Source organism: Heyndrickxia sp. FSL K6-6286, from assembly GCF_038630395.1.
GTDB lineage: Bacteria > Bacillota > Bacilli > Bacillales > Bacillaceae_C > Heyndrickxia > Heyndrickxia oleronia.
Window position 1 is genome coordinate 2,997,899 of sequence record NZ_CP152029.1, and the last position, 20,788, is coordinate 3,018,686.

The following is a 20,788-nucleotide window of genomic DNA, read 5'->3' on the forward strand; positions in this document are numbered from 1 at the left end:
GTGGAATATTTTCAGAAGGTGGAGTGAAATGGAAACATTGCACAAACGATGTGCAGGCCTAGATGTTCATTCGGAAACAATAGTTGCCTGTGTCATTCTTGGAGAATCAGAAACTGACTTGATTAAGGAGACCGAAACATTTCCTACTTTGACGAAGGATCTGTTTCATCTTCTTAAATGGCTTGAGGAGAAGGAAGTAACCCACATCGCAATGGAAAGTACAGGCGTCTACTGGAAACCTGTATACAATATCTTGGAGGATTTCTTTGATATTACTTTGGCAAATGCTCAAAGGATTAAAAATGTCCCTGGAAGGAAAACAGATGTTTCGGATGCTGAATGGATTGCTAAATTATTAAGACATGGCTTAATAGAGAAAAGTTTTGTCCCTTCTGAAGACTTTCGAAATTTAAGAGATTTGACTCGCCTCAGAAAAAAATGGATTGGACACATGACATCCGAAAAAAACCGAATCCAAAAGGTACTAGAGTCCTCAAATATCAAATTAAGCACAGTTATTTCAGATGTATTTGGAGTATCAGGACGAAAACTGTTGGAACAACTCATGAATGAAGGTTATATCGACCAAGAAGATGTCGAACAAAAAATACATGGAAGAATGGCCCATAAAAAGCAATTGATTACCGACTCACTATTTGGAACATTAAATGATCACCAGCTATTTCTTATTAAGCAATCTTGGATGCACATTGTTAATTTAGAAGAATTAATATCAGATATCGAGAAAAGAATCGACGTCATTTTATCCAACTATCAGGAGGAAGTACAGCTTCTGATTACAATGCCGGGAATTAAGAAAGACACGGCAGCTGTTATCATTGCGGAAATAGGAGTAGATATGGGACAATTTCCAACCTCTAAACATCTTGCATCATGGGCAGGATTGTCGCCCGGAAATCACGAAAGTGCCGGAAGGAAAAAAAACACTAAAACGGTTAAAGGAAATCCTCATATTAAATCTGCATTGTGTGAGGCTGCGTGGGCTGTTTCAAGAAGTCGGAAACAAAGATTAGGAATCAAATATTGGTCACTAGCTGCAAGAAGGGGAAAGAAAAAAGCACTCGTTGCCATCGGACATCGAATGCTAACTATTGTCTATCATATGCTTCAGAATAAGGAACCCTACCACGAGTCAACTTAAATTAGCATTATAGACAAACAACAGAAAAGTTAAACGAGAAACCGAAAAACTCGGTAGCTCTGCTTTCCTATTGCCCAAATTAAATTATTTATAGCTTGCACAATTTTAATCAAGTTTAAACTCAATAAATTATTCTTAAAGGCGGAGTTTTATTTTCACAGAAAAGAGCATCCCTTGTTAAAGAATGCCCTCGATAGTTTAAAATCTTTAAAGTTGGTGAACTAAATCATTTAATACTCCATTCAATAATTATCTGATTTTCTCCGCCAACTCTAAAATAATTCCCTCTGGACCACGAACGTAGCATAACTTATAACTTGCTTCATATTGCTTTATTTCACTAAAGATTTCCGTGCCATTCTTTTTCAATTTTGCAACAATAGATTCAATATCTTCAACAGCAAAGCAAATATGTCGGATACCCAGCATATTTGCAAAAGGTGGTTGAATATCTTTTTCATCTGACGGCGTATAAAATTTGACTAGCTCTATCCATGCCTCACCATCTGGCATGCCCAATCCTACACATGCCGTTTTAACATTATTAAGCCCAACTATTCTGTCCAACAGTTCTCCATCCATTTCCCATTCCGCTCGCACTTCAAGTCCTAAATTAAGAAAAAAAGCTTTAGCCTCTGATAGATCATTTACGTTTATACTCACATGATCTATTCTATTGATTTTCATATCTCATACCTCCTATGTTCCTATTTAAAGTAATTATCTTTATTTTATAAAAGAAAATTTGACCTTATTAGTGCTGCTCAATATTTTCTTTCAGTAGTTATTAAAACGCTGACAGTTCTATATTAATTCATAATTAAAATTTACTAGAAATAGCGAGTTGACGATAGTCTAATTAGACTCTATAATATTGAAGTCTAATTAGACTATTATGTAAAGGATTGAAAATTAAATGATAAAATCTTTTTTAATGTTAGGGCAATCAAATATGGCAGGTCGTGGATTCTTGCATGAGGTAGAACCTATCTATAATGAAAAAATAAAAATGCTTCGCAACGGTCAGTGGCAAATGATGACAGAACCGATTAATTATGACCGCCCTGTTGCTGGTGTAAGTCTAGCAGCATCTTTTGCACAGGCATGGTCGAATGCCAACCCGGATGAAGAAATTGGTTTGATTCCTTGTGCGGAAGGTGGCAGTTCCTTGAACGATTGGCATCCGCAGGGTACTCTTTTTCAACATGCTTTATCTGAAGCTCGATTTGCTCTTGAAACTAGTAAAATTTGTGGCATACTTTGGCATCAAGGTGAAAGTGATAGCAATAATTCTCTACATAAAACGTATTATGAAAAGTTATCTCTTATCATTGAAACTTTACGTAAAGAATTATACCTTCAAAATGTCCCATTAATCATTGGTGAGCTTGGTGATTTTTTAGGAAAATCGGGTTTTGGAAAGTACTCACCTGAGTTTCAAGAAATCAACGACCAATTACGTCGATTCGCTCAAGAACAGCAAAATTGTTATTTTGTATCGGCAAAAGGGCTAACTGCCAATCCGGATGGTATTCATTTGAACGCTGTTTCCCAACGAAAATTCGGTTATCGCTACTTCGAAGCATTTTCGAAAAAGTGTCATATCTTAGAGCCTCTTTCGGATGAAAATCAATCACTAAAAATAAACAATAACTATTCGAAAACTGAACAAATTTATATTCACAGTATGAATTTGGCTCTAGGTAAAATCACATACGCTGAATTTGAAGCACAAATGGCGAAGGTGATGCACCCTTGATTCCCTTACTTATCCTTGGCTTACTTATTCAAAACCCTGGCACTCATGGATACGAACTATTAAGTTTAATGGAAAAACGACATTATAAATATATCGTTAACTTCACTAAAGGATCATTTTATTACAATTTGCAACAACTTGAAGAAAAAGGTTTGATTGAACAAACACATCAAATACGTCCAAACAATGGTCGTGAAATTCACACCTATAAAATCACGTCTTTAGGAATAGAAGAATTCGAAAAATTAATGGCCAAATATGGGACTAAATCCGAGTATGTAAACTTGCAATTCTATGGCGCATTACTCTTTGCAGATGAATTCGATAAAAATAAATTATTAGAATTAATCCAATCACAAATTGATCAAACTGAAGCCAGAATTGCTCTTCTCGATGAATACCTAACTATCACTAAAGAATTGCCGGGTAAAATTGATTATTTTCGTCGCATGAACGAAAATTCTCGTTCACACCATTTAGTGAACTTAAAATGGTTTAAAGAATTGAAGGCCGACATAGAAGAAGCTACTGTGTAAATACAAACTAAAAATCCCGTATCAATATTACTTAGTAAAATTGATACGGGATTTTTAATGTAATCTTTTGTAGTGAATTCCTACCATCTCCACCAATTGTTCCATTACGGTCTAAGAACACTCCAATCACAATGATTTACCACCTTTCACTCAAAATTCAACTTTTGCTTTAACTATTCTGCTTCTTTTCTACAAAAAACCATATACTTTTTTCTCCTTGTACTGAACCATATTTATTTAAGAATTAGAAACTTTTAATGCCTCGTTTATTATATGAATAGATAGTTCATGATCATTTAAAACGTATTGAATTTCTTCAGGTTCTACTCAAATTCGTGTAATAGTTTCGTTTTCTCGAAGAAAAGGAAGTATTTTTTATATCTACAAATGTCATTACTTCAATCATTAAAGAAATACTCAAACATTTTTTCTAACGTGTGCCTTTTATTTGTAAATGAGGTCATACATGAGGTCTCAAAATCAAAAAAGTACACCACTATTTATTAGTGATGTACTTTTTTGATAATATGTGCAGACATTAAAGACAAGTTACTGTTATTTATATGGAAGCGTGCATTTATTTATCTTTAATTTTACAAAGTATAATAGTTTTTTTAGAAATCTTCACTTATACCGGAGTAATCGGATTGTCACCTGATAAAACATTAGTAATGTTTTTAACAGCCAATTTGGCCATCGCATCACGTGCTTCAATCGTTGCATTTCCGATATGTGGTGTTAAGACAACATTTTTTAACGTTTTAAGCTCTTCCGTAATTTTCGGTTCAAATTCAAATACATCTAATGCAGCACCTGCAATTTGACCTTCTTTCAGCGCTTTAACTAAATCTTGTTCATGAACAACCGGTCCCCTCGATGCATTAATTAAAAAGGCATCTTTTTTCATTTTTTGAATGACGTCTAATGTAATTAAATGATGGGTTTCTTTATTATACGGTGAGTGAACAGATACATAATCCGATTGTTGAATAAGCTCATCGAAAGATACAAAGGTTGCATTTAACTCTTTTTCTATTGCATCATCCTTACGTCGGGGTCCTGTATATAGTATCTTCATCCCAAATGCTTTAGCTTTTCTCGCGACTGCCTGTCCGATACTACCAAAACCAATGATTCCCAATGTCTTCTCGCTTAATCCCCTTCCAAGGAAAAATAAAGGAGCCCATCCGTTAAAACCTTCTGTGCGACAGAGCTGATCCCCTTCAGGTATTCTTCTTGAAATTGCTAACATCAACCCAATTGACAATTCTGCTGTTGCGTCTGTAGAGACATCAGGAGTATTAGATACAAATATATTTTTTTCCTTTGCATACTGAACATCAATATTGTTAAATCCTGCACCAAAATTAGCAATAATTTTTAAATTAGGTGCCGAATCAATTACCTTTCGTGTAACAGGAGTAGATAATGGACATAAAAGTGCATCTTTATCGGCAATCCTCTCCGCTAATTCTTCCTCTGTTATTAGTTTCTCCCCATAGTACACATCAATTTCATGATCTTTTAACAGTTGGTACCCGATCTCAGGGATTTCTCCAGATATAAATATTTTTGACATTTAAATCACCTTCAATTAATTTTCACACAAGTTTTTCAACGAAAAATCTAGCCACAATATGTTTAACCTAAAAAATAGGTAAGTAAACATCCATTGAAAAGCAAACTATGTATTTATTATATGTCTTTTTCTATCATATCACACATTGGGAGAGGAATAGAAGAAAGTGGATTACATCTATGGTAATAATAATAAAGTTTTAATAAAAGATTTTCCCGATTCATTCCTAAAAACTCATCTTCAACAACAATTAGTAGACAATCAAGTAGGGAGAATTATTATAACAGGAATTCAATCAGAAATATGTGTAGATGCCACATGCAGGCGTGCATTTATCTTGGGTTATGATGTTTTTATTCTTGTCGAGGATGGCCATAGTACATGCGATTCTGATATTTTAAAAGCCTGCCAAATAATTCATCACTATAACACTATACATGACCAATGGTTTGCTAAGGTAAAAAAAACTAAAATCTTAGTTTTTTCAATTATATCATGTCTTTTTTCATAGAAACGAACATTAAACAACCATTAACTTTCCAATCATGAAAGATAAAAAGAACATAAAAATAGAGTTAGCATCAAAAAAGGCTCCACCGATATATGGTGAAAGCCTTTATTCATTAAGCTATAATTTTTTTTCAGCTAGAACAATTTGTTGTTGTACCTGTTCTTTCGACGTACCACCAAAACTATTTCTTGCCTCAACAACATGTGTAGGATGTAATACATCAAAAATATCATCCTCAAACAAAGGACTAAAAGATTGATACTCTTTAAATGATAAGTCAAGCAGGTACTTACCATGTTGAATACCATATAATACAATTTTACCAATCACCTCATGAGCTCGGCGAAATGGTAGACCCTTTGTCACTAAATAATCAGCTATATCCGTTGCATTTGAATAATCTGTAGCTACTGCAGCATACATTTTTTCTGTATTTACGGTCATTGTTTCAATCATTGGCGCTAATAAACGTAAAGATCCATTTAGTGTCTCGACTGTATCTAGCATTCCTTCTTTATCCTCTTGCATATCTTTGTTATAGGCTAATGGCAATCCTTTCAATACGGTCAATAAGCCGATTAAATTACCATATACACGCCCTGTTTTTCCACGTAATAATTCTGGAACATCTGGGTTTTTCTTTTGTGGCATAATACTTGAACCTGTACAGAATGAATCATCTAATTCAATAAATTGAAATTCTTGGCTAGACCAAATGATTAATTCTTCTGATATACGTGAGATATGTGTCATCATAATGGATGCAATTGATAAAAATTCTAATATAAAATCACGATCACTTACTGCATCTAAACTATTAGGATATACTGTTTCGAACCCCAATAGTTCTGCTGAACGATTTCGATTGATTGGAAAGGTAGTACCTGCTAAAGCCCCTGCACCAAGTGGAGACCAATTAATTCTTTTTAAACTATCTTTTAATCTTTCCTTATCTCTTTCAAACATCCAAAAATAAGCAAGTAAATGATGAGAAAATAAAATAGGTTGAGCTCTTTGCAAATGTGTATATCCTGGCATAATCGTATCAACATTTTTTTTGGCCTGTACAAGCAATGAAGCTTGCACATGTCCCACCCAATCTATTAATTCATAAGTTTGTTTTTTTAAATAAAGATGCATATCTGTTGCAACCTGGTCATTACGACTTCTGCCGGTATGTAATTTACCGCCAACTGGACCAATTTCATCAATTAGCATTTTTTCAATATTCATATGAATATCTTCATCTGAAACGGAAAATTGTACCTCTTTATTCAGTATCTTTGTTTCGATCTTTTTTAAGCCTTCCTTGATTAATTCAACATCATCCATCGGAAGTATCTCACACTCGCCAAGCATTTGTACATGTGCAATACTTCCTTCAATATCCTCTAATGCAAGTTTTTGATCAAAAGATATGGACGCTGTAAATTGTTCTACTAATTCATTCGTTTGTTTTGTAAAACGTCCGCCCCAAAGCTTACTCATACCTATTCCTCCTGCGAAAAATTCCTATAGTACATATTGATAAAGAAAAAAGGGACGGAGGTATCGCTAAATTTTGTTAGCTTGACACAGCTCACGCCGCCTTGAATTAAACTAAATTAATTATTCATTTTGTCGAAAGTAGATTTTGCTCTTTATTCGTTTTTGATTGGATTTCTGAATAAACTTTAGTAGGTAAGCCCCATAGTTTAATGAAACCAACAGCTGCATTATGATCAAACGCATCACCTTTTGAATAAGTGGCTAATTCCTCATTATATAAGCTAAATGGCGATTGACGACCAACCACAACATGAGTCCCTTTGAAAAGTTTGATACGAACCTTCCCTGTCACTGTCCTTTGTGTTTCTTCTATGAATGCGTCGATAGCCGGCTTTAATGGGGAGTACCATAAACCTTCATAGATCATTTTTGCTAGTTGTTGCTCCACAGTTGTTTTAAATTGTGTTACTTCTCTTGGCAGTGTAAGAAATTCTAATTCTTTATGTGCATTAATTAATAAAAGGGCTGCAGGATTTTCGTACACTTCACGAGATTTTATTCCAACTAGACGATTTTCGATATGATCTATTCTACCAATTCCATGTTTCCCAGCTAGTTCATTTAAGGTTTCTATTACCTCAACAATTCCCATTTCTTGATCATTAATAGCTATTGGAATCCCTTTATCAAAAGAAATTTCAAGATACTCCACTTCATCCGGTGTTTTTTCAATTGGATTTGTCCATGCAAACGCCTCTTCCGGCGCTTCATTCCAAGGGTTTTCTAAAACTCCTGCTTCACAAGCTCTTCCCCAAATGTTCGCATCGATTGAAAATGGATTATCTAAATCTATTGGAATCGGAATTCCATGTTTCTCTGCATATTCAATTTCTTCATCACGCGTCATACCCCACTCACGTACAGGGGCTACCACTTTTAATGTAGGATTTAATGCCTGAATGGATACTTCGAAACGGACTTGATCATTCCCTTTTCCAGTACAGCCATGTGCAACTGCAACTGCGCCTTCTTCTTCCGCAATTTGAACTAATAATTTCGAAATCAATGGACGACTTAGTGCTGAGGATAAAGGGTATTTGCCTTCATACAATGTATTCGCTTTTAAAGTTGGTAAAATATATTCATTTGCTAATAGTTCTTTCCCATCAATCATCACCGCTTTAATTGCCCCTACATTAAGTGCTTTTTGGCGAATCGCCTCTAAATCCTTTCCTTCCCCAACATCAATACCTAAAGCTATCACATCGTATCCGTACTTTTCTTGTAACCATTTAATAGAAACAGATGTATCTAATCCACCTGAATATGCTAGAACAATCTTTTCTTTTGACATGTTATTCGCTCCTTTAACTAAGAAAGGGATTGGACCATTAATCCTTTACTGAAAAAATTTCGTTTGCTCCCTTAATTATCCCTTTAATTAACTGATGAAAACGATTAGCGTCTTCACTTTATTTTGTATAAATAATTATAACCATGTATTTTTATGCATGTCAATCAAAAAAATATATTATCCTAATAAATCTTTTAAAATAGCTTTTTGAGCATGAAGACGATTCTCTGCTTCATCAAACACCACCGAATGTTCACCATCAATTATTGACGATGTTACTTCCTCTTCACGGTGTGCAGGTAAACAGTGTAGGAAAATATAATCATTCTTTGCATAACTGCATAATGATTCATTCACTTGATAGTCTTGTAAATCTAGTAATCTTTTTTTAGCCTCATGCTCCTGGCCCATACTTGCAAATACATCAGTTACCACAACATCTGCATCTTTAATCATTTTAATGGGATCTGAATCAACCACAATTTTGCTACCATTTTTTTTCGCTTCTTCCTTTGCCTTTAATAAAATTGCTTCATCCGGTTCATATCCTTTAGGGCAAGCAATGGAAATATCCATTCCTACCTTTACAGCTCCTTCTATTAATGAATGGCACATGTTATTATTTGCATCACCGGAAAAACACATTTTTAAGCCTGTTAGCTTCCCTTTATGTTCATAGATCGTTAATAAGTCAGAGAGTACCTGGACAGGATGATGCTTGTCAGTTAAACCATTAATAATAGGGATTGATGCATATTTTGCAAATTCCTCGATTATTTCATGTTTCGTAGTTCGAATCATTAGACCATCAACATATCTTGACATAACCTTAGCAGTATCATGTATGGACTCACCTCTCCCAAGTTGGAGATCCTTTGAACTTAGAAAAATTGCTTCGCCACCTAATTGCAACATTCCTACCTCAAAAGAAATTCGAGTACGTGTAGATGATTTTTCAAAAATCATTCCTAGAACTTTCCCTTGTAGAATTTGGTTACTGATTCCAGCTTTTTGAAGTTTTTTTATTTTTATAGCATCATCAAGTAGTGCGAAAATTTCCTCACTCGAATGTTCACCTAAAGTTAAAAAGTCCTTACTTGATAAAATATGCTTACTTTCTACTATATTCATAACTTTTGACATTACTATTCTTCCCTTCTATTTAGTATTCACAAGATGGTATTTATATTCAGCAAGGGATCGAATCCTAGAATGATTCGTGCCCATTATAGTTAAAAATGCTTTAAATGTATCGATTGATGTAAATAATGGGACTCCATGAATAACCGTACTTTCCATAAGAAAACTACCCATCGTTACTTGTTCTTTTCCTTTTGTAGGAATAACTAAAGCACAAGCTAGTGAATGATCATGAAAAATCTTTTTTATGTCATCCATACAGTTTACCACTTTGATCGTCTTTAGCCCTTTACCCTCAAGTGCATGAGCAGTTCCTTTTGTGGCAATTACCTGTATATTACTATCAGTGATTTGCTCAATTAATGACAGTAGATTATTCTTTTCTCGATCTGCTACTGAACAAACTATAGTAAGTGGACCTTTATTAAATTTTCTCCGACCTTCACCAAGCACTTTATATAATGCTTCCTCCACATTCTCACCTAATCCTAGAATCTCACCAGTCGATTTCATCTCTGGTCCCAATATCGGGTTTACATTCTTCAATTTATTGAAGGAAAATATCGGAAGTTTTATAGCAGTAAACGGTATTTCCGGTGCCAATCCTGTATCCTCTAATAAGGTACCGAATTGTACAGAAATACTTACATCTATCATTGGAATACCCGATATTTTGCTCAAAATAGGAACTGTTCTTGACGCTCGGGGATTGACTTCTAAACAATATATTTTTTCATCATCAATGACAAATTGGAAATTAGCTATGCCAATAATTCCTACCTCGGCACAAATTCTTTTCGTATAATCTATCAATTTTTCCTTTATATCATTTGCTAGGTTTATCGGAGGGTAAATGCTAATACTATCACCAGAATGAACACCTGCTTTTTCAATATGCTCGAAGATTCCCGGTACATAGACGTCTTTTCCATCAGATATACAATCAAGTTCACATTCTAATCCAGGGATGTATTGATCGACTAGCAATGGCCATAATCTTTCATCCATATATGTTAGAGATTCTATATATGTATCGAGTTCATCCGGTTCATAAATGATTGACATTGATTGACCACCAATTACATATGAAGGTCTAACGACTACGGGAAATCCCAATCGTTCTATAGCTACTTTTAATTCTGCTCTGTTTAATGCAATTTCTCCATTAATATGCGGGATATTTAATTTATTTAGTAATTGGTAAAATTGCTTCCTATCTTCTAGAAAACTAATGGCCTCAACAGAAGTTCCAAATAGTGTAATACCTGCATTTTTTAGTTCTGCAGCGACATTAATAGCTGTTTGACCACCAAATTGCATAAATACGCCTTCTGGATTTTCCTTTTCAATAATATGGAGAATATCCTCAATTGTTAGTGGCTCAAAATAAAGCTTATCAGCAATTGAGAAATCAGTACTTACCGTTTCAGGATTATTATTTATAACGATGGTTTCATATCCTTGTTTTTTTAACGCTAAAACAGCATGAACACTGCAATAATCAAATTCGATTCCCTGACCAATCCGAATAGGACCAGATCCAATGATCAACACCTTTTTCCGGTTTGAAACCTTCACTTCATCCACACCGCGCCAAGTTGAATAATAGTACGGGGTTTCTGCTTCAAATTCTCCTGCACAAGTATCAACCAATTTATAGGAAGGTATTAAGCCACATCTCTTTCTTCTATTCCTCAATTCCTTTTCAGTACAGCTTAATAAATCCGCTAGATGCTTATCACTCATATTCATTAATTTCGCTTTTTTTAACACTTCATAAGGAAGGTCTACAATGGAGAATCCCTTTATACTTTCTTCGAACTCAACCATTCTTTGGATTTTCTTCAAAAACCATGTATCCACATTTGTTAATTCATGTATACTATTTACCTCAAACCCTCTCCGGAATGCCTCTGCAATTGCAAATAAGCGAAGATCAGTAGCTTCTATTAAATGACTCCGTAACTCTTCGAATGATAGATTTTTCACTAATGGATGGGATAATCCATTCACATTGTATTCTAATGATCTCAATCCTTTGTTTAATGCTCCTTCAAAACTACGTTCAATCGCCATTGTTTCTCCTGTTGCTTTCATTTGAGTCCCTAATTTATGTTCTGCCTCTGGGAATTTATCGAATGGGAATCGTGGTACTTTCACAACCACATAATCTAGAGCTGGCTCAAAGGAAGCAAAAGTAGAACCTGTCACTGGATTCTTCATCTCATCTAAGTGATAGCCAATTGCACATTTTGCTGCCACTCTAGCAATTGGATAACCTGTTGCTTTTGAAGCGAGTGCGGAAGAACGGCTAACCCTTGGATTAACTTCGATGATGTAGTATTGATTGGAAAAAGGATCTAAGGCGAATTGAATATTACATCCCCCTATCACCCCTAATGATCGTATAACCTTCAATGATGCATTACGAAGCATCTGGTATTGTACATCGGATAAGGTTTGGGAAGGTGCCACCACTATTGAGTCTCCTGTATGAACACCAACTGGATCGAAGTTCTCCATATTACATACAATGATACAAGTGTCATTTTCATCTCTTACTACTTCGTACTCTATCTCCTTCCATCCTTTAATACTTCTTTCGACTAATACTTGGTGAATTGGACTTTGTGATAATCCCCTTTTTAATATAGTTTCATACTCTACCTGATTTTCTGCAAAGCCTCCACCCGAACCACCTAACGTATAGGCCGGTCGTATGATAAGTGGAAAACCGACTTCCTTCGCAAATTGAATTCCCTCATCAGAAGTATGAACAATCCTTGACTCGGGAATAGGTTCACCTATTTCTAGCATTAAATCTCTAAATTTTTCTCTGTCCTCGCCCTTTTGAATGGCTTCTACTGAAGTTCCCAAAAGCGTCACATTATATTTTTCTAAAATACCTTTTTCATCCAACTGCATCGTAAGATTTAGTCCTGTTTGACCACCAAGAGTTCCAATGATTCCGTCGGGTTGTTCCTTTTTAATAATTTCTTCAACAACATCAATCGTCATAGGTTCCATATAGATATAATCAGCAATATGTTCATCTGTCATAATTGTTGCAGGATTATTGTTTAATAAGATAACTTCGATTCCTTCTTCCTTCAGCGCTAAACACGCTTGTGTCCCTGCATAATCAAATTCTGCTGCTTGCCCGATGACAATCGGACCTGATCCAATTACAAGTACCTTATGAATATTTTTATACAATGGCATTTTTCATTACCTCTAAATGATTATTAACCTGCTTGAAAAACTCATAAAAAATAAATTCCGTATCCTGGGGTCCAGGATGCGCTTCTGGGTGGAATTGCACAGTTTGAATAGGAAGTTTTCGATGTTTAAGTCCTTCTATGGTTCCATCATTTACATGCTTAAATGAAACAAAAAACTGACTTTCATCAATGGAATCATCAACAACAACATAGCCATGATTTTGAGATGTAATAAACACTTTACCAGTCTTTAAATCTTTTACAGGATGGTTGGCACCACGATGACCAAATGGTAATTTTTTTGTTTGTGACCCATAGGATAGGGCAATTAATTGATGACCTAAGCATATCCCTATTGTTGGATAGCTTTCTGTGAGTAACCTTATCTTGATAAATTCATCTGCCAGTTCCATTGGATCACCTGGTCCATTACTAATAACAATTCCATCTGGAGATAATGCACTTATTTGTTCAAATGAATAAAAATACGGTACGATACTTACTTTACAATTAGATTCACATAAAAAATGTAAAATAGACTTTTTATAACCGAAATCCAAAAGAACGATATGGGGTCCCGGATTTTCATAAGTAATTACTTCTTGACACGCAACCCTATCAACTAGGGATAATTCTTTTGAAAATGCTATTTGCACCTCTTGTTGTTCAGTAATCATTGCATTCACTGTTCCTCTTTTGCGAATCGTCTGGACCAGGGATCTCGTATCTACGTTTGTTAAACATGGAATTTTATATTTATTCACTGTTTCAATCGCTGTTTCTGTCAATTTAAAATGACTCGGCTCCGAGCAGATTTCACTAGTGATAATAGCACTAACATGTACAGAGGAACTTTCATTGTTCTCCAGATTGATCCCATAATTCCCGATTAGTGGATAGGAAAAAACAACTATTTGTCCCGCATAGGAAGGATCCGTCATAATTTCTTGATAACCAGTCATACTTGTATTAAAAACAATTTCACCATGAATAGAAGTATTTTCTCCAACTAATTGTCCGGGGAAAACTTCTCCCGTTTCAAGAATGAGATATGCTGTTTTCATTGCACACCTCCCTCCATTTCAATTAGTACTTTCGTAAAACTGGATAAGAACTTATTTATTTCTTCATTATTAATCGTTAATGGTGGCAAGATACGAATAACATTAGGGCCAGCTGATAGCAATAACAGCTTTTCTTTTCTTGCTATTTCAATGGCCTTTGCTGCATCACTATTTATAACTACACCAATTAAAAAACCCCTACCGCGCACCTCCTCGATCATAGGATATTTTTCCATTAATCCTTTAAGCCCTAGCCATAATTCCTGTATTTGTTGCTCACATTTTTCAAGAATATTCATAATGTGGAATGCTTCAAGGGTAGCAGTTCCAGCAACCACTGCAAGAGGATTACCTCCAAACGTACTTCCATGTGTACCTGGAGTAAAAGCCAAAGCGATACTGCGTTTTGCAAGCATAGCTCCAATTGGAAATCCGGATCCTAATCCTTTCGCCAGTGTCATAATATCTGGTTCAATTCCATATTGTTCATATGCAAAAAGGGTTCCTGTACGACCCATCCCCGTTTGGATTTCATCAACCATTAATAGAATATTTTGTTCTTTGCATATTACTGCTAACTCCTGGATCCACTCTTTTTTTGCAGGAATGACCCCGCCTTCCCCTTGGACTATTTCAATTAACACGGCACAGGGATTGATCTCTTTTAACTGTTTTAATGATGTATCCTCATTAAATGGCAAGTAATGGAATCCTGGCATCAGTGGTTCAAACCCTTGTTGAATCTTTTTCTGACCAGTCGCTGATAAAGTAGCTAGTGTACGACCGTGAAAAGATTGCGTAAAAGTAACAATTTCTGTTGACTGTTTATGAGCTATATTTTTTGCATAAATTCGTGCAAGTTTGATGGCTGCTTCATTCGCTTCCGCTCCACTATTACAGAAAAACACTTCATCGAAACAACTGACATCTGATAATAATTGAGCTAATTTTTCTTGTGGATCAATTTGATATAGATTAGAGCAATGCCAAATTTGGTCTAGTTGATTCATCAGTGCATTTTTAACTAAATCAGGCACATGCCCTAAGTTACAAGTAGCAATTCCTGATGTGAAATCTAAATATTTCTCACCGTCTGTATCCCAAACAAAGCTACCTTTTCCCTTTGCTAGTGTGATTGGAGCGCGTTGGTAAGTTTTCATTAAGTGGGATCCCGGTGTATTTATTGTGATATTTTGCATGTAACGTCCTCCATAATTTTCGTTCCAATTGTCATTCCATTAATGAGTTTAATTAAACCATTTTCCTCTAAGCCATTTATGATAACGACTTCCTCAACCCCTGAACGAAGACACTCCAATGCAGCTTGTGCTTTCGGAATCATGCCTCCACTAATGGTTTCATCCTTCAATAATTCCTCTACTTCCGAAACAGATAATTGACTTAGTACCTGCCCATTTTTCATGATTCCCGGAACATCTGATACCATATATAATGGGGCACATAATGCTTTTGCAATAGCTGCCGCCGCAATATCTCCATTAATATTCCAACGCTGTCCATCACCATCGATAGCAATTGGTGATATAACTGGTATAACTCCTTCTTCCGCAAGCAATTTTACGAACCGTGGGTTAACGGATTCAATTTTACCTACATAACCTAACTCACTTGTAGAACTTATAGGTTTTCCAACTAGTAACATCCCATCTACACCACTCAGCCCAAATGCCATCCCTCCGGCTGCAATTAATTGTCGTACGATTGATTTATTTACTGAGCCTGAAAGGACCATTTCTACAATATCAAGTACTTCATTAGAAGTAACACGTAATCCTTTGTGAAAAGTTGAATGAATCTCTAATTGAGTGAGTAGTTGAGTAATATTGGGTCCGCCACCATGTACGATGATCGGTTTTAATTGTTGAACCTTCATTAGTGACACGATATTCTCAAAAAATGATTTAGGCAATTGCTCCAAAACACTCCCACCACATTTAATCACCAGATAACCCATTTTACTCCCTCTTTCATGTTCGATATGAAGCATTAATTTTCACATAATCATATGTCAGGTCACAACCCCATGCAGTTGCTTTACCTTCTCCACCATATAAATCAGCAAATATTTGAATGACCTCATTTTGTTGGAGGTAAAGTTTAGCTTCAGCTTCACTAAATGGAAAAGGTAGACCTTGTTCAATTACTGTAAATGGACCAAGACTTACTTTGAGATGTTCAGGGTTTAACTGTGCCCCACTATACCCGATTGCAGCAATAATTCTTCCCCAGTTCGGGTCCTCACCAAAAATAGCAGTCTTCACCAAATTCGAACCAATGATGGACTTAGCAACTTTTTTTGCATCTTCACATGAGGATGCACCTTGTACTTGTACCTCTATTAACTTTGTTGCTCCTTCCCCATCCTTGGCAATTTGTTTTGCTAAGGAACGACATACCATTTCTAGTCCTTCCATAAACAACTGCCATTGTGGATGTTTAATGGATAATTCTTGATGACTTGCCTGTTGATTAGCTAATAGGAGAACCATATCATTTGTACTCGTATCCCCATCTACTGTGATCATATTAAAGGTCTTATCTACTACCTGCTTTAAAGCAATTTGAAGATCGGCTTCTTTTACTACCGCATCAGTTGTAATAAATCCTAGCATGGTTGCCATATTAGGATGAATCATTCCTGACCCCTTTGCAGTACCACCAATCGTTACTGTTTTTCCATCTATATGTAGTTGTATACAGACATGTTTTGAAAACGTATCTGTCGTTAATATTGCTTTTTCAAATTCACTTGGGTCGTTTTGTCTTTTTATATCATCGATTTCAGAAATACCACTTTTAATTTTTTCCATTGGTAATTGTTCTCCAATTACTCCTGTAGAGCTGACCGCGACTAAGTATTCTTGAATATTCATTTGTTCCGCAAATAGCTTTCGCATTTCATAAGCATTTGAAAGTCCTTGATTTCCAGTACATGCATTTGCAATCCCTGAATTGACTATTACTCCTTGGATTTTATGCGACTTCTCAATCCCCTCCTTCGTTACAATTAATGGAGGTGCCTGAAATTGATTGGTTGTATAGACACATGCTGCAGTTGCAGGTACGACCGAGTACAACCAGCCTAAATCTAATTTTTTTCTTTTTATTCCACAGTGCAGACCCCCTGCAAAGAATCCTGCAGGTGTTGTGATACTACCATTTTCTACTACTTGAATTTCTTCATTTATTATTTGTTCAATGCTATTCATTTTTACCCTCCACCTTAAGGAAATAATGGAACTATCTCTAGCCCTGTTCTTTCATCCCAACCATTTATAAGATTCATATTTTGTATCGCTTGCCCAGCCGCACCTTTTACCAGATTATCAATAACTGAAACTATGATTAATCGATTTGTACGTTTATCCACTTTGAGTCCAATATCACAAAAATTTGATCCAGATACATTTTTTGTTGCTGGTGACTCACCTGGTGAATAAATTCGAATAAAATGCTCATCTTTATAAGCCAATCTGTATCGATTAGTCATTTCTTCTGTAGTTATTTCTTTTGTTAAATTTGCATACATTGTGCACATAATTCCCCTTGTCATTGGAATTAAATGAGTAGTAAATGAAATATTAACACCTTCCCCATATACTTCTTCTAATACTTGTTCAATCTCTGGAATATGCTGATGTTCACCAAGTTTGTATGCTTTCATATTTTCATTGATTTCAGCAAATAGATTTCCTAAGGATGGGCTTCTTCCAGCACCCGATACTCCAGATTTTGCATCAATTATAATGGAATCTGGATCGATCAATCTTTCCTTTAAGGCTGGGATTAATCCAAGTAGGGTTGCGGTAGGATAACAGCCTGGGTTTGCAATGAGTTTAACTTCTGGAAGTTGTAGTTGTTTACGATTTACTTCACATAATCCATAAACCGCTTTTTGCAAGTAATAAGACGGTGCAGGTGATTTTTTATACCATTTTTCATATAATTGACCATCTTTTAAGCGGTAGTCACCCGATAAATCAATACAGATCTTTCCTTTTTCTAAAAAGTAAGGAATCATTTCTTTTGTTACTCCCGAAGGTGTTGAAAAAAACAATAAATCGATTTCCTCATTTATTTCTATTTGATTTAGATCCTCTAACTTCATGTTGTTAATTTTAGTAAAATGAGGATACTGCTTTGTTAAAGATGTTCCTTTTGTAGAATGTGAAACAACATTTTCAATTTCAATATAAGGATGGTGATGTAATAGACGAAGTAGTTCTGCACCTCCATACCCATTTGCTCCGACAATACCAACTTTCAAAACGATCATCTCCATATCAATGTTTTGAATTATTATAACAATGCATGAATAAGTATACAATACTATTTTTAACAAATGATAAATAATACCTAAAAATCAATATTAATACACTTCAGCATTCAATTGATATGAATAAAAATACAAACGCATTTATTTTCTTGTAAACGAAGGATAAGTGATTCATAATAATTTCTAGAGGTGATGAAATGATTAACGTCGGTGATATTGCCTATCAAATTATCATGTTTCTTATGCTCATATTCTTTATCACTTTTATTGTTTTCTTCATTCTTTCTGCAGTAAAAAGAAATAAAAGATTAAAAAATATAGAGGAAACACTAAATCATTTAACTGAAGGTAAAGAAAAAAATAAAACGAACCCTTAAAAATAATTGGGTTCGTTTTATTCATTACACCTCTTCTAGATCTTCAATAGCTACTTGAGATCGTTCTTCAAGTGGACCTCTTAAGTGTACAGTTGCGATTTTTCCATCCTCATGCAGCTGATCAATCCATACTGATGTTCCATGGTATTGTACTTCAATATCTGCTGAAGATGAGAGAATTTGTTTTACTCGTTTCACATCCATAGTTATTCCTCCATCATTTATTCGTTATATTTTATGAGAATCTCAAGAAATTATACAAATGTGGCAATATTATTTCTCATCATTTTATCATTTATCTTTCATCTAATTTTATTATTAGTATATTATGATGCTTGTACTAGAATTGTTCTTCTAGTTTTCACCCTTTTAATATATATCTTTCCCTTTATTCCAGCAGATAACTGCTGGAATTTTTTTTACCTGTTGAATCAATCCCTCTCTTTCTATATTCAAACTGCTTAAATGCTCATAAATCACCGTTTAACTTCTATTAATCAAATTGGTTTGAAAACGAACTCTTTAATAGTTATCCAAAACTCGTATAATTAGTCTCAAGCCAATCATTTTGTGACAAATTTGTTTCTCATTATATTATCATCTTGCTTTCATTTGGATTTAGGAATTAAGAGATATGATAATAACAGTTGCAAGGACAAATGCAGCAAGAACCTTATAGACTAGACTCCCCCCCAAAACAGTCTAGTTAAACCCCCTTTATATATACCGGCCATTATTGGCCGGGTTTTTATTTTCTTGTCTATTTTCCTAGATCGAAATTTTCTGATAAAATAATCATGATCGTTTTCAATTGATTTACAGAAAGAAGGAGGAAATTATGACAATCATTGATATTTCACAACCATTAACCAATTCGATTGCTGTATGGCCAGGAGATACCCCTTTTTCTTATGAGGTAGCTGTTACTAAAGAGGAAAGTGGGTCAGTCAATATTGGAAAAGTAACGATGAGCACACATACAGGAACACATATTGACTCACCTTTTCATTTTGACAATAAAGGGAAGAAAATTAAGGATTTAGATTTATCTATTTATGTAGGTCCAGCACTTGTTATAGATGTTTCAAACTATCATTGTATTGGAGCAGAGGAATTACAGACGTATAATCTGGACAATTTCACCCGCATTTTATTGAAAACGCATACAACCAATCGTGCTGATATCTTTCCAACCAGTATTCCTTATCTACATCCTAATATTGGTCCTTTTTTACAACAAAGAGGCATTCAGTTAATTGGAGTAGATGTTCCCTCCGTTGACCCTTTAGACAGTAAAGAATTAGAAGCACACCATGCTTTATTCGAGAATGGAGTTCATATTCTTGAGAATATTGTTCTTAAAGATGTCGAACCAGGTGGTTATGAGCTAATCGCGCTACCATTATCTATCCAAGAAGCAGATGGAAGTCCAGTCCGTGCCATCCTAAGATCTTTATAAGGAGAGTTTAAAATGAAACGTGAAAATGAAGTCTATACTGATTTTGTCAATCGAATGACTTACGGAGAGTATTTACAACTCGATACACTTTTATCCAGTCAAAAAAGACTATCGGACCATCACGATGAAATGCTCTTTATTATCATTCATCATGTGAGCGAATTATGGATGAAGCTAATTTTACACGAATTACATGCGGCAATAGATTCTATTCAAGCAGGTAAGCTAGAGCCTGCATTTAAAATGCTCTCCAGAGTCTCAAAAATACAAACACAAATTATACATGCATGGGATGTTCTTTCCACCTTAACTCCTACGGAATATATGGAATTTCGAGAAAAATTAGGTCAGGCTTCAGGATTCCAATCCTATCAATATCGAATGATTGAATACGCTTTAGGCTATAAAACGAAACATATTCTAGAAATCTATAAAAAAGATGAAAGTCTATATTCTACATTGCAAACTGCACTTCATGCACCAAGTCTATATGATGTATCTATACAAGCTCTTGCTGCAGCTGGTTTAGAAATTAACCCAGAAATTCTTCATAGAGACGTATCTAAAACTTATCAGGCGGACGTCAGTGTGGAATTAGCATGGCTCGAGGTATATAAAAATGTAGATAAATATTGGGATCTATATGAATTAGCAGAAAAACTAGTAGATATAGAGGATTGGTTTCAACAGTGGCGTTTCCGACATATGAAAACTGTTGAAAGAATCATCGGTCATAAAAAAGGTACGGGTGGTTCAGCAGGAGTTACCTACTTAAAAAAGGTACTTGATCATCAATTCTTTCCTGAATTATGGGAGATAAGGACAAAATTATAAAATATTC

General features: G+C 35.1%; 19 protein-coding genes. 7 read left to right on the top strand and 12 right to left on the bottom strand.

All coding sequences use genetic code 11. The features are described 5' to 3' along the window. Positions 1-28: 28 nt before the first annotated feature. Entirely contained in the window at positions 29-1,162 is a 1,134-nt protein-coding gene (locus MHI39_RS15155; protein WP_259544588.1) for an IS110 family transposase, read from the top strand. A gap of 249 nt (positions 1,163-1,411) precedes the next feature. Here the strand turns inward: MHI39_RS15155 and MHI39_RS15160 are convergent, their stop codons facing one another. Further along, entirely contained in the window at positions 1,412-1,849 is a 438-nt protein-coding gene (locus MHI39_RS15160; protein WP_278891160.1) for a VOC family protein, read from the bottom strand. A gap of 229 nt (positions 1,850-2,078) precedes the next feature. Between MHI39_RS15160 and MHI39_RS15165 the strand changes: the two genes are divergently transcribed. Both MHI39_RS15165 and MHI39_RS15170 read left to right on the top strand, forming a co-directional pair. Next, a complete protein-coding gene (locus tag MHI39_RS15165) occupies positions 2,079-2,921 on the top strand; it encodes a sialate O-acetylesterase (RefSeq protein WP_278891161.1) in 843 nt (280 codons plus the stop codon). Further along, positions 2,918-3,457, top strand: a complete 540-nt coding sequence (locus tag MHI39_RS15170) for a PadR family transcriptional regulator (protein ID WP_078111009.1) — start codon at positions 2,918-2,920, stop codon at positions 3,455-3,457. The genes MHI39_RS15165 and MHI39_RS15170 overlap by 4 nt, the downstream gene beginning before the upstream one ends. 628 nt (positions 3,458-4,085) lie before the next feature. Here the strand turns inward: MHI39_RS15170 and MHI39_RS15175 are convergent. Beyond that, positions 4,086-5,036, bottom strand: a complete 951-nt coding sequence (locus MHI39_RS15175; protein WP_278891162.1) for a 2-hydroxyacid dehydrogenase family protein — start codon at positions 5,034-5,036, stop codon at positions 4,086-4,088. A gap of 166 nt (positions 5,037-5,202) precedes the next feature. On the opposite strand from MHI39_RS15175, the gene MHI39_RS15180 reads away from it, so the two are divergent. Then, positions 5,203-5,547, top strand: coding sequence for an isochorismatase family protein (locus tag MHI39_RS15180; protein ID WP_342539617.1), 345 nt, complete (start codon positions 5,203-5,205; stop codon positions 5,545-5,547). Between the two features lie 117 nt (positions 5,548-5,664). Here MHI39_RS15180 and argH read toward each other — a convergent pair whose 3' ends face one another. The 9 genes from argH to argC form a co-directional block, all read right to left on the bottom strand. Next, entirely contained in the window at positions 5,665-7,035 is a 1,371-nt protein-coding gene (argH, locus tag MHI39_RS15185) for an argininosuccinate lyase (RefSeq protein ID WP_342539618.1), read from the bottom strand. Between the two features lie 124 nt (positions 7,036-7,159). Next, on the bottom strand, positions 7,160-8,389 hold the full coding sequence (locus MHI39_RS15190; protein WP_278891165.1) for an argininosuccinate synthase: 1,230 nt from the start codon (positions 8,387-8,389) through the stop codon (positions 7,160-7,162). Between the two features lie 177 nt (positions 8,390-8,566). Then, positions 8,567-9,532, bottom strand: a complete 966-nt coding sequence (argF, locus tag MHI39_RS15195; protein ID WP_342539620.1) for an ornithine carbamoyltransferase — start codon at positions 9,530-9,532, stop codon at positions 8,567-8,569. A 15-nt stretch (positions 9,533-9,547) separates the two neighbouring features. Then, positions 9,548-12,751 (bottom strand): carbamoyl-phosphate synthase (glutamine-hydrolyzing) large subunit, encoded by a 3,204-nt coding sequence (gene carB, locus MHI39_RS15200; RefSeq protein ID WP_342539622.1) that lies wholly within the window; start codon positions 12,749-12,751, stop codon positions 9,548-9,550. After that, entirely contained in the window at positions 12,738-13,814 is a 1,077-nt protein-coding gene (locus MHI39_RS15205; RefSeq protein WP_342539623.1) for a carbamoyl phosphate synthase small subunit, read from the bottom strand. Before MHI39_RS15205 ends, carB begins: the two co-directional genes overlap by 14 nt. Further along, positions 13,811-15,013, bottom strand: a complete 1,203-nt coding sequence (locus MHI39_RS15210) for an acetylornithine transaminase (protein WP_342539625.1) — start codon at positions 15,011-15,013, stop codon at positions 13,811-13,813. The genes MHI39_RS15205 and MHI39_RS15210 overlap by 4 nt, the downstream gene beginning before the upstream one ends. Beyond that, the gene (gene argB / locus MHI39_RS15215; RefSeq protein ID WP_342539626.1) at positions 14,995-15,789 is read right to left on the bottom strand and encodes an acetylglutamate kinase; all 795 of its coding nucleotides are present in this window, start codon (positions 15,787-15,789) and stop codon (positions 14,995-14,997) included. The genes MHI39_RS15210 and argB overlap by 19 nt, the downstream gene beginning before the upstream one ends. A gap of 13 nt (positions 15,790-15,802) precedes the next feature. Then, entirely contained in the window at positions 15,803-17,044 is a 1,242-nt protein-coding gene (gene argJ / locus MHI39_RS15220; protein WP_280617498.1) for a bifunctional ornithine acetyltransferase/N-acetylglutamate synthase, read from the bottom strand. Between the two features lie 14 nt (positions 17,045-17,058). Beyond that, the gene (gene argC / locus MHI39_RS15225) at positions 17,059-18,111 is read right to left on the bottom strand and encodes an N-acetyl-gamma-glutamyl-phosphate reductase (protein ID WP_259545691.1); all 1,053 of its coding nucleotides are present in this window, start codon (positions 18,109-18,111) and stop codon (positions 17,059-17,061) included. A 197-nt stretch (positions 18,112-18,308) separates the two neighbouring features. Here argC and MHI39_RS15230 point away from each other — a divergent pair, with 197 nt between their 5' ends. Next, positions 18,309-18,488 carry a hypothetical protein gene (locus tag MHI39_RS15230; RefSeq protein WP_280617497.1) on the top strand — a complete coding sequence of 60 codons (180 nt, stop codon included), beginning with the start codon at positions 18,309-18,311 and terminating at the stop codon, positions 18,486-18,488. Positions 18,489-18,512: 24 nt separating this feature from the next. Here the strand turns inward: MHI39_RS15230 and MHI39_RS15235 are convergent, their stop codons facing one another. Next, complete coding sequence (locus tag MHI39_RS15235) at positions 18,513-18,692, bottom strand: H-type small acid-soluble spore protein (RefSeq protein WP_212941649.1); 180 nt, start codon at positions 18,690-18,692, stop codon at positions 18,513-18,515. Between the two features lie 634 nt (positions 18,693-19,326). On the opposite strand from MHI39_RS15235, the gene kynB reads away from it, so the two are divergent. Both kynB and kynA read left to right on the top strand, forming a co-directional pair. Then, positions 19,327-19,947, top strand: coding sequence for an arylformamidase (kynB, locus tag MHI39_RS15240; RefSeq protein ID WP_058003847.1), 621 nt, complete (start codon positions 19,327-19,329; stop codon positions 19,945-19,947). Positions 19,948-19,959: 12 nt separating this feature from the next. After that, positions 19,960-20,781 (top strand): tryptophan 2,3-dioxygenase, encoded by an 822-nt coding sequence (gene kynA, locus MHI39_RS15245; RefSeq protein WP_259545693.1) that lies wholly within the window; start codon positions 19,960-19,962, stop codon positions 20,779-20,781. The last annotated feature ends 7 nt before the right edge of the window (positions 20,782-20,788 follow it).

Bases quoted from the DNA above. Each gene is read 5' to 3' on its own strand.
- MHI39_RS15155 (WP_259544588.1), top strand. From the start codon at position 29: ATGGAAACATTGCACAAACGATGTGCAGGCCTAGATGTTCATTCGGAA.
- MHI39_RS15160 (WP_278891160.1), bottom strand. From the start codon at position 1,849: ATGAAAATCAATAGAATAGATCATGTGAGTATAAACGTAAATGATCTA.
- MHI39_RS15165 (WP_278891161.1), top strand. From the start codon at position 2,079: ATGATAAAATCTTTTTTAATGTTAGGGCAATCAAATATGGCAGGTCGT.
- MHI39_RS15175 (WP_278891162.1), bottom strand. From the start codon at position 5,036: ATGTCAAAAATATTTATATCTGGAGAAATCCCTGAGATCGGGTACCAA.
- argH (WP_342539618.1), bottom strand. From the start codon at position 7,035: ATGAGTAAGCTTTGGGGCGGACGTTTTACAAAACAAACGAATGAATTA.
- MHI39_RS15190 (WP_278891165.1), bottom strand. From the start codon at position 8,389: ATGTCAAAAGAAAAGATTGTTCTAGCATATTCAGGTGGATTAGATACA.
- argF (WP_342539620.1), bottom strand. From the start codon at position 9,532: ATGTCAAAAGTTATGAATATAGTAGAAAGTAAGCATATTTTATCAAGT.
- carB (WP_342539622.1), bottom strand. From the start codon at position 12,751: ATGCCATTGTATAAAAATATTCATAAGGTACTTGTAATTGGATCAGGT.
- MHI39_RS15205 (WP_342539623.1), bottom strand. From the start codon at position 13,814: ATGAAAACAGCATATCTCATTCTTGAAACGGGAGAAGTTTTCCCCGGA.
- MHI39_RS15210 (WP_342539625.1), bottom strand. From the start codon at position 15,013: ATGCAAAATATCACAATAAATACACCGGGATCCCACTTAATGAAAACT.
- argB (WP_342539626.1), bottom strand. From the start codon at position 15,789: ATGGGTTATCTGGTGATTAAATGTGGTGGGAGTGTTTTGGAGCAATTG.
- argJ (WP_280617498.1), bottom strand. From the start codon at position 17,044: ATGAATAGCATTGAACAAATAATAAATGAAGAAATTCAAGTAGTAGAA.
- argC (WP_259545691.1), bottom strand. From the start codon at position 18,111: ATGATCGTTTTGAAAGTTGGTATTGTCGGAGCAAATGGGTATGGAGGT.
- MHI39_RS15230 (WP_280617497.1), top strand. From the start codon at position 18,309: ATGATTAACGTCGGTGATATTGCCTATCAAATTATCATGTTTCTTATG.
- MHI39_RS15235 (WP_212941649.1), bottom strand. From the start codon at position 18,692: ATGGATGTGAAACGAGTAAAACAAATTCTCTCATCTTCAGCAGATATT.
- kynB (WP_058003847.1), top strand. From the start codon at position 19,327: ATGACAATCATTGATATTTCACAACCATTAACCAATTCGATTGCTGTA.
- kynA (WP_259545693.1), top strand. From the start codon at position 19,960: ATGAAACGTGAAAATGAAGTCTATACTGATTTTGTCAATCGAATGACT.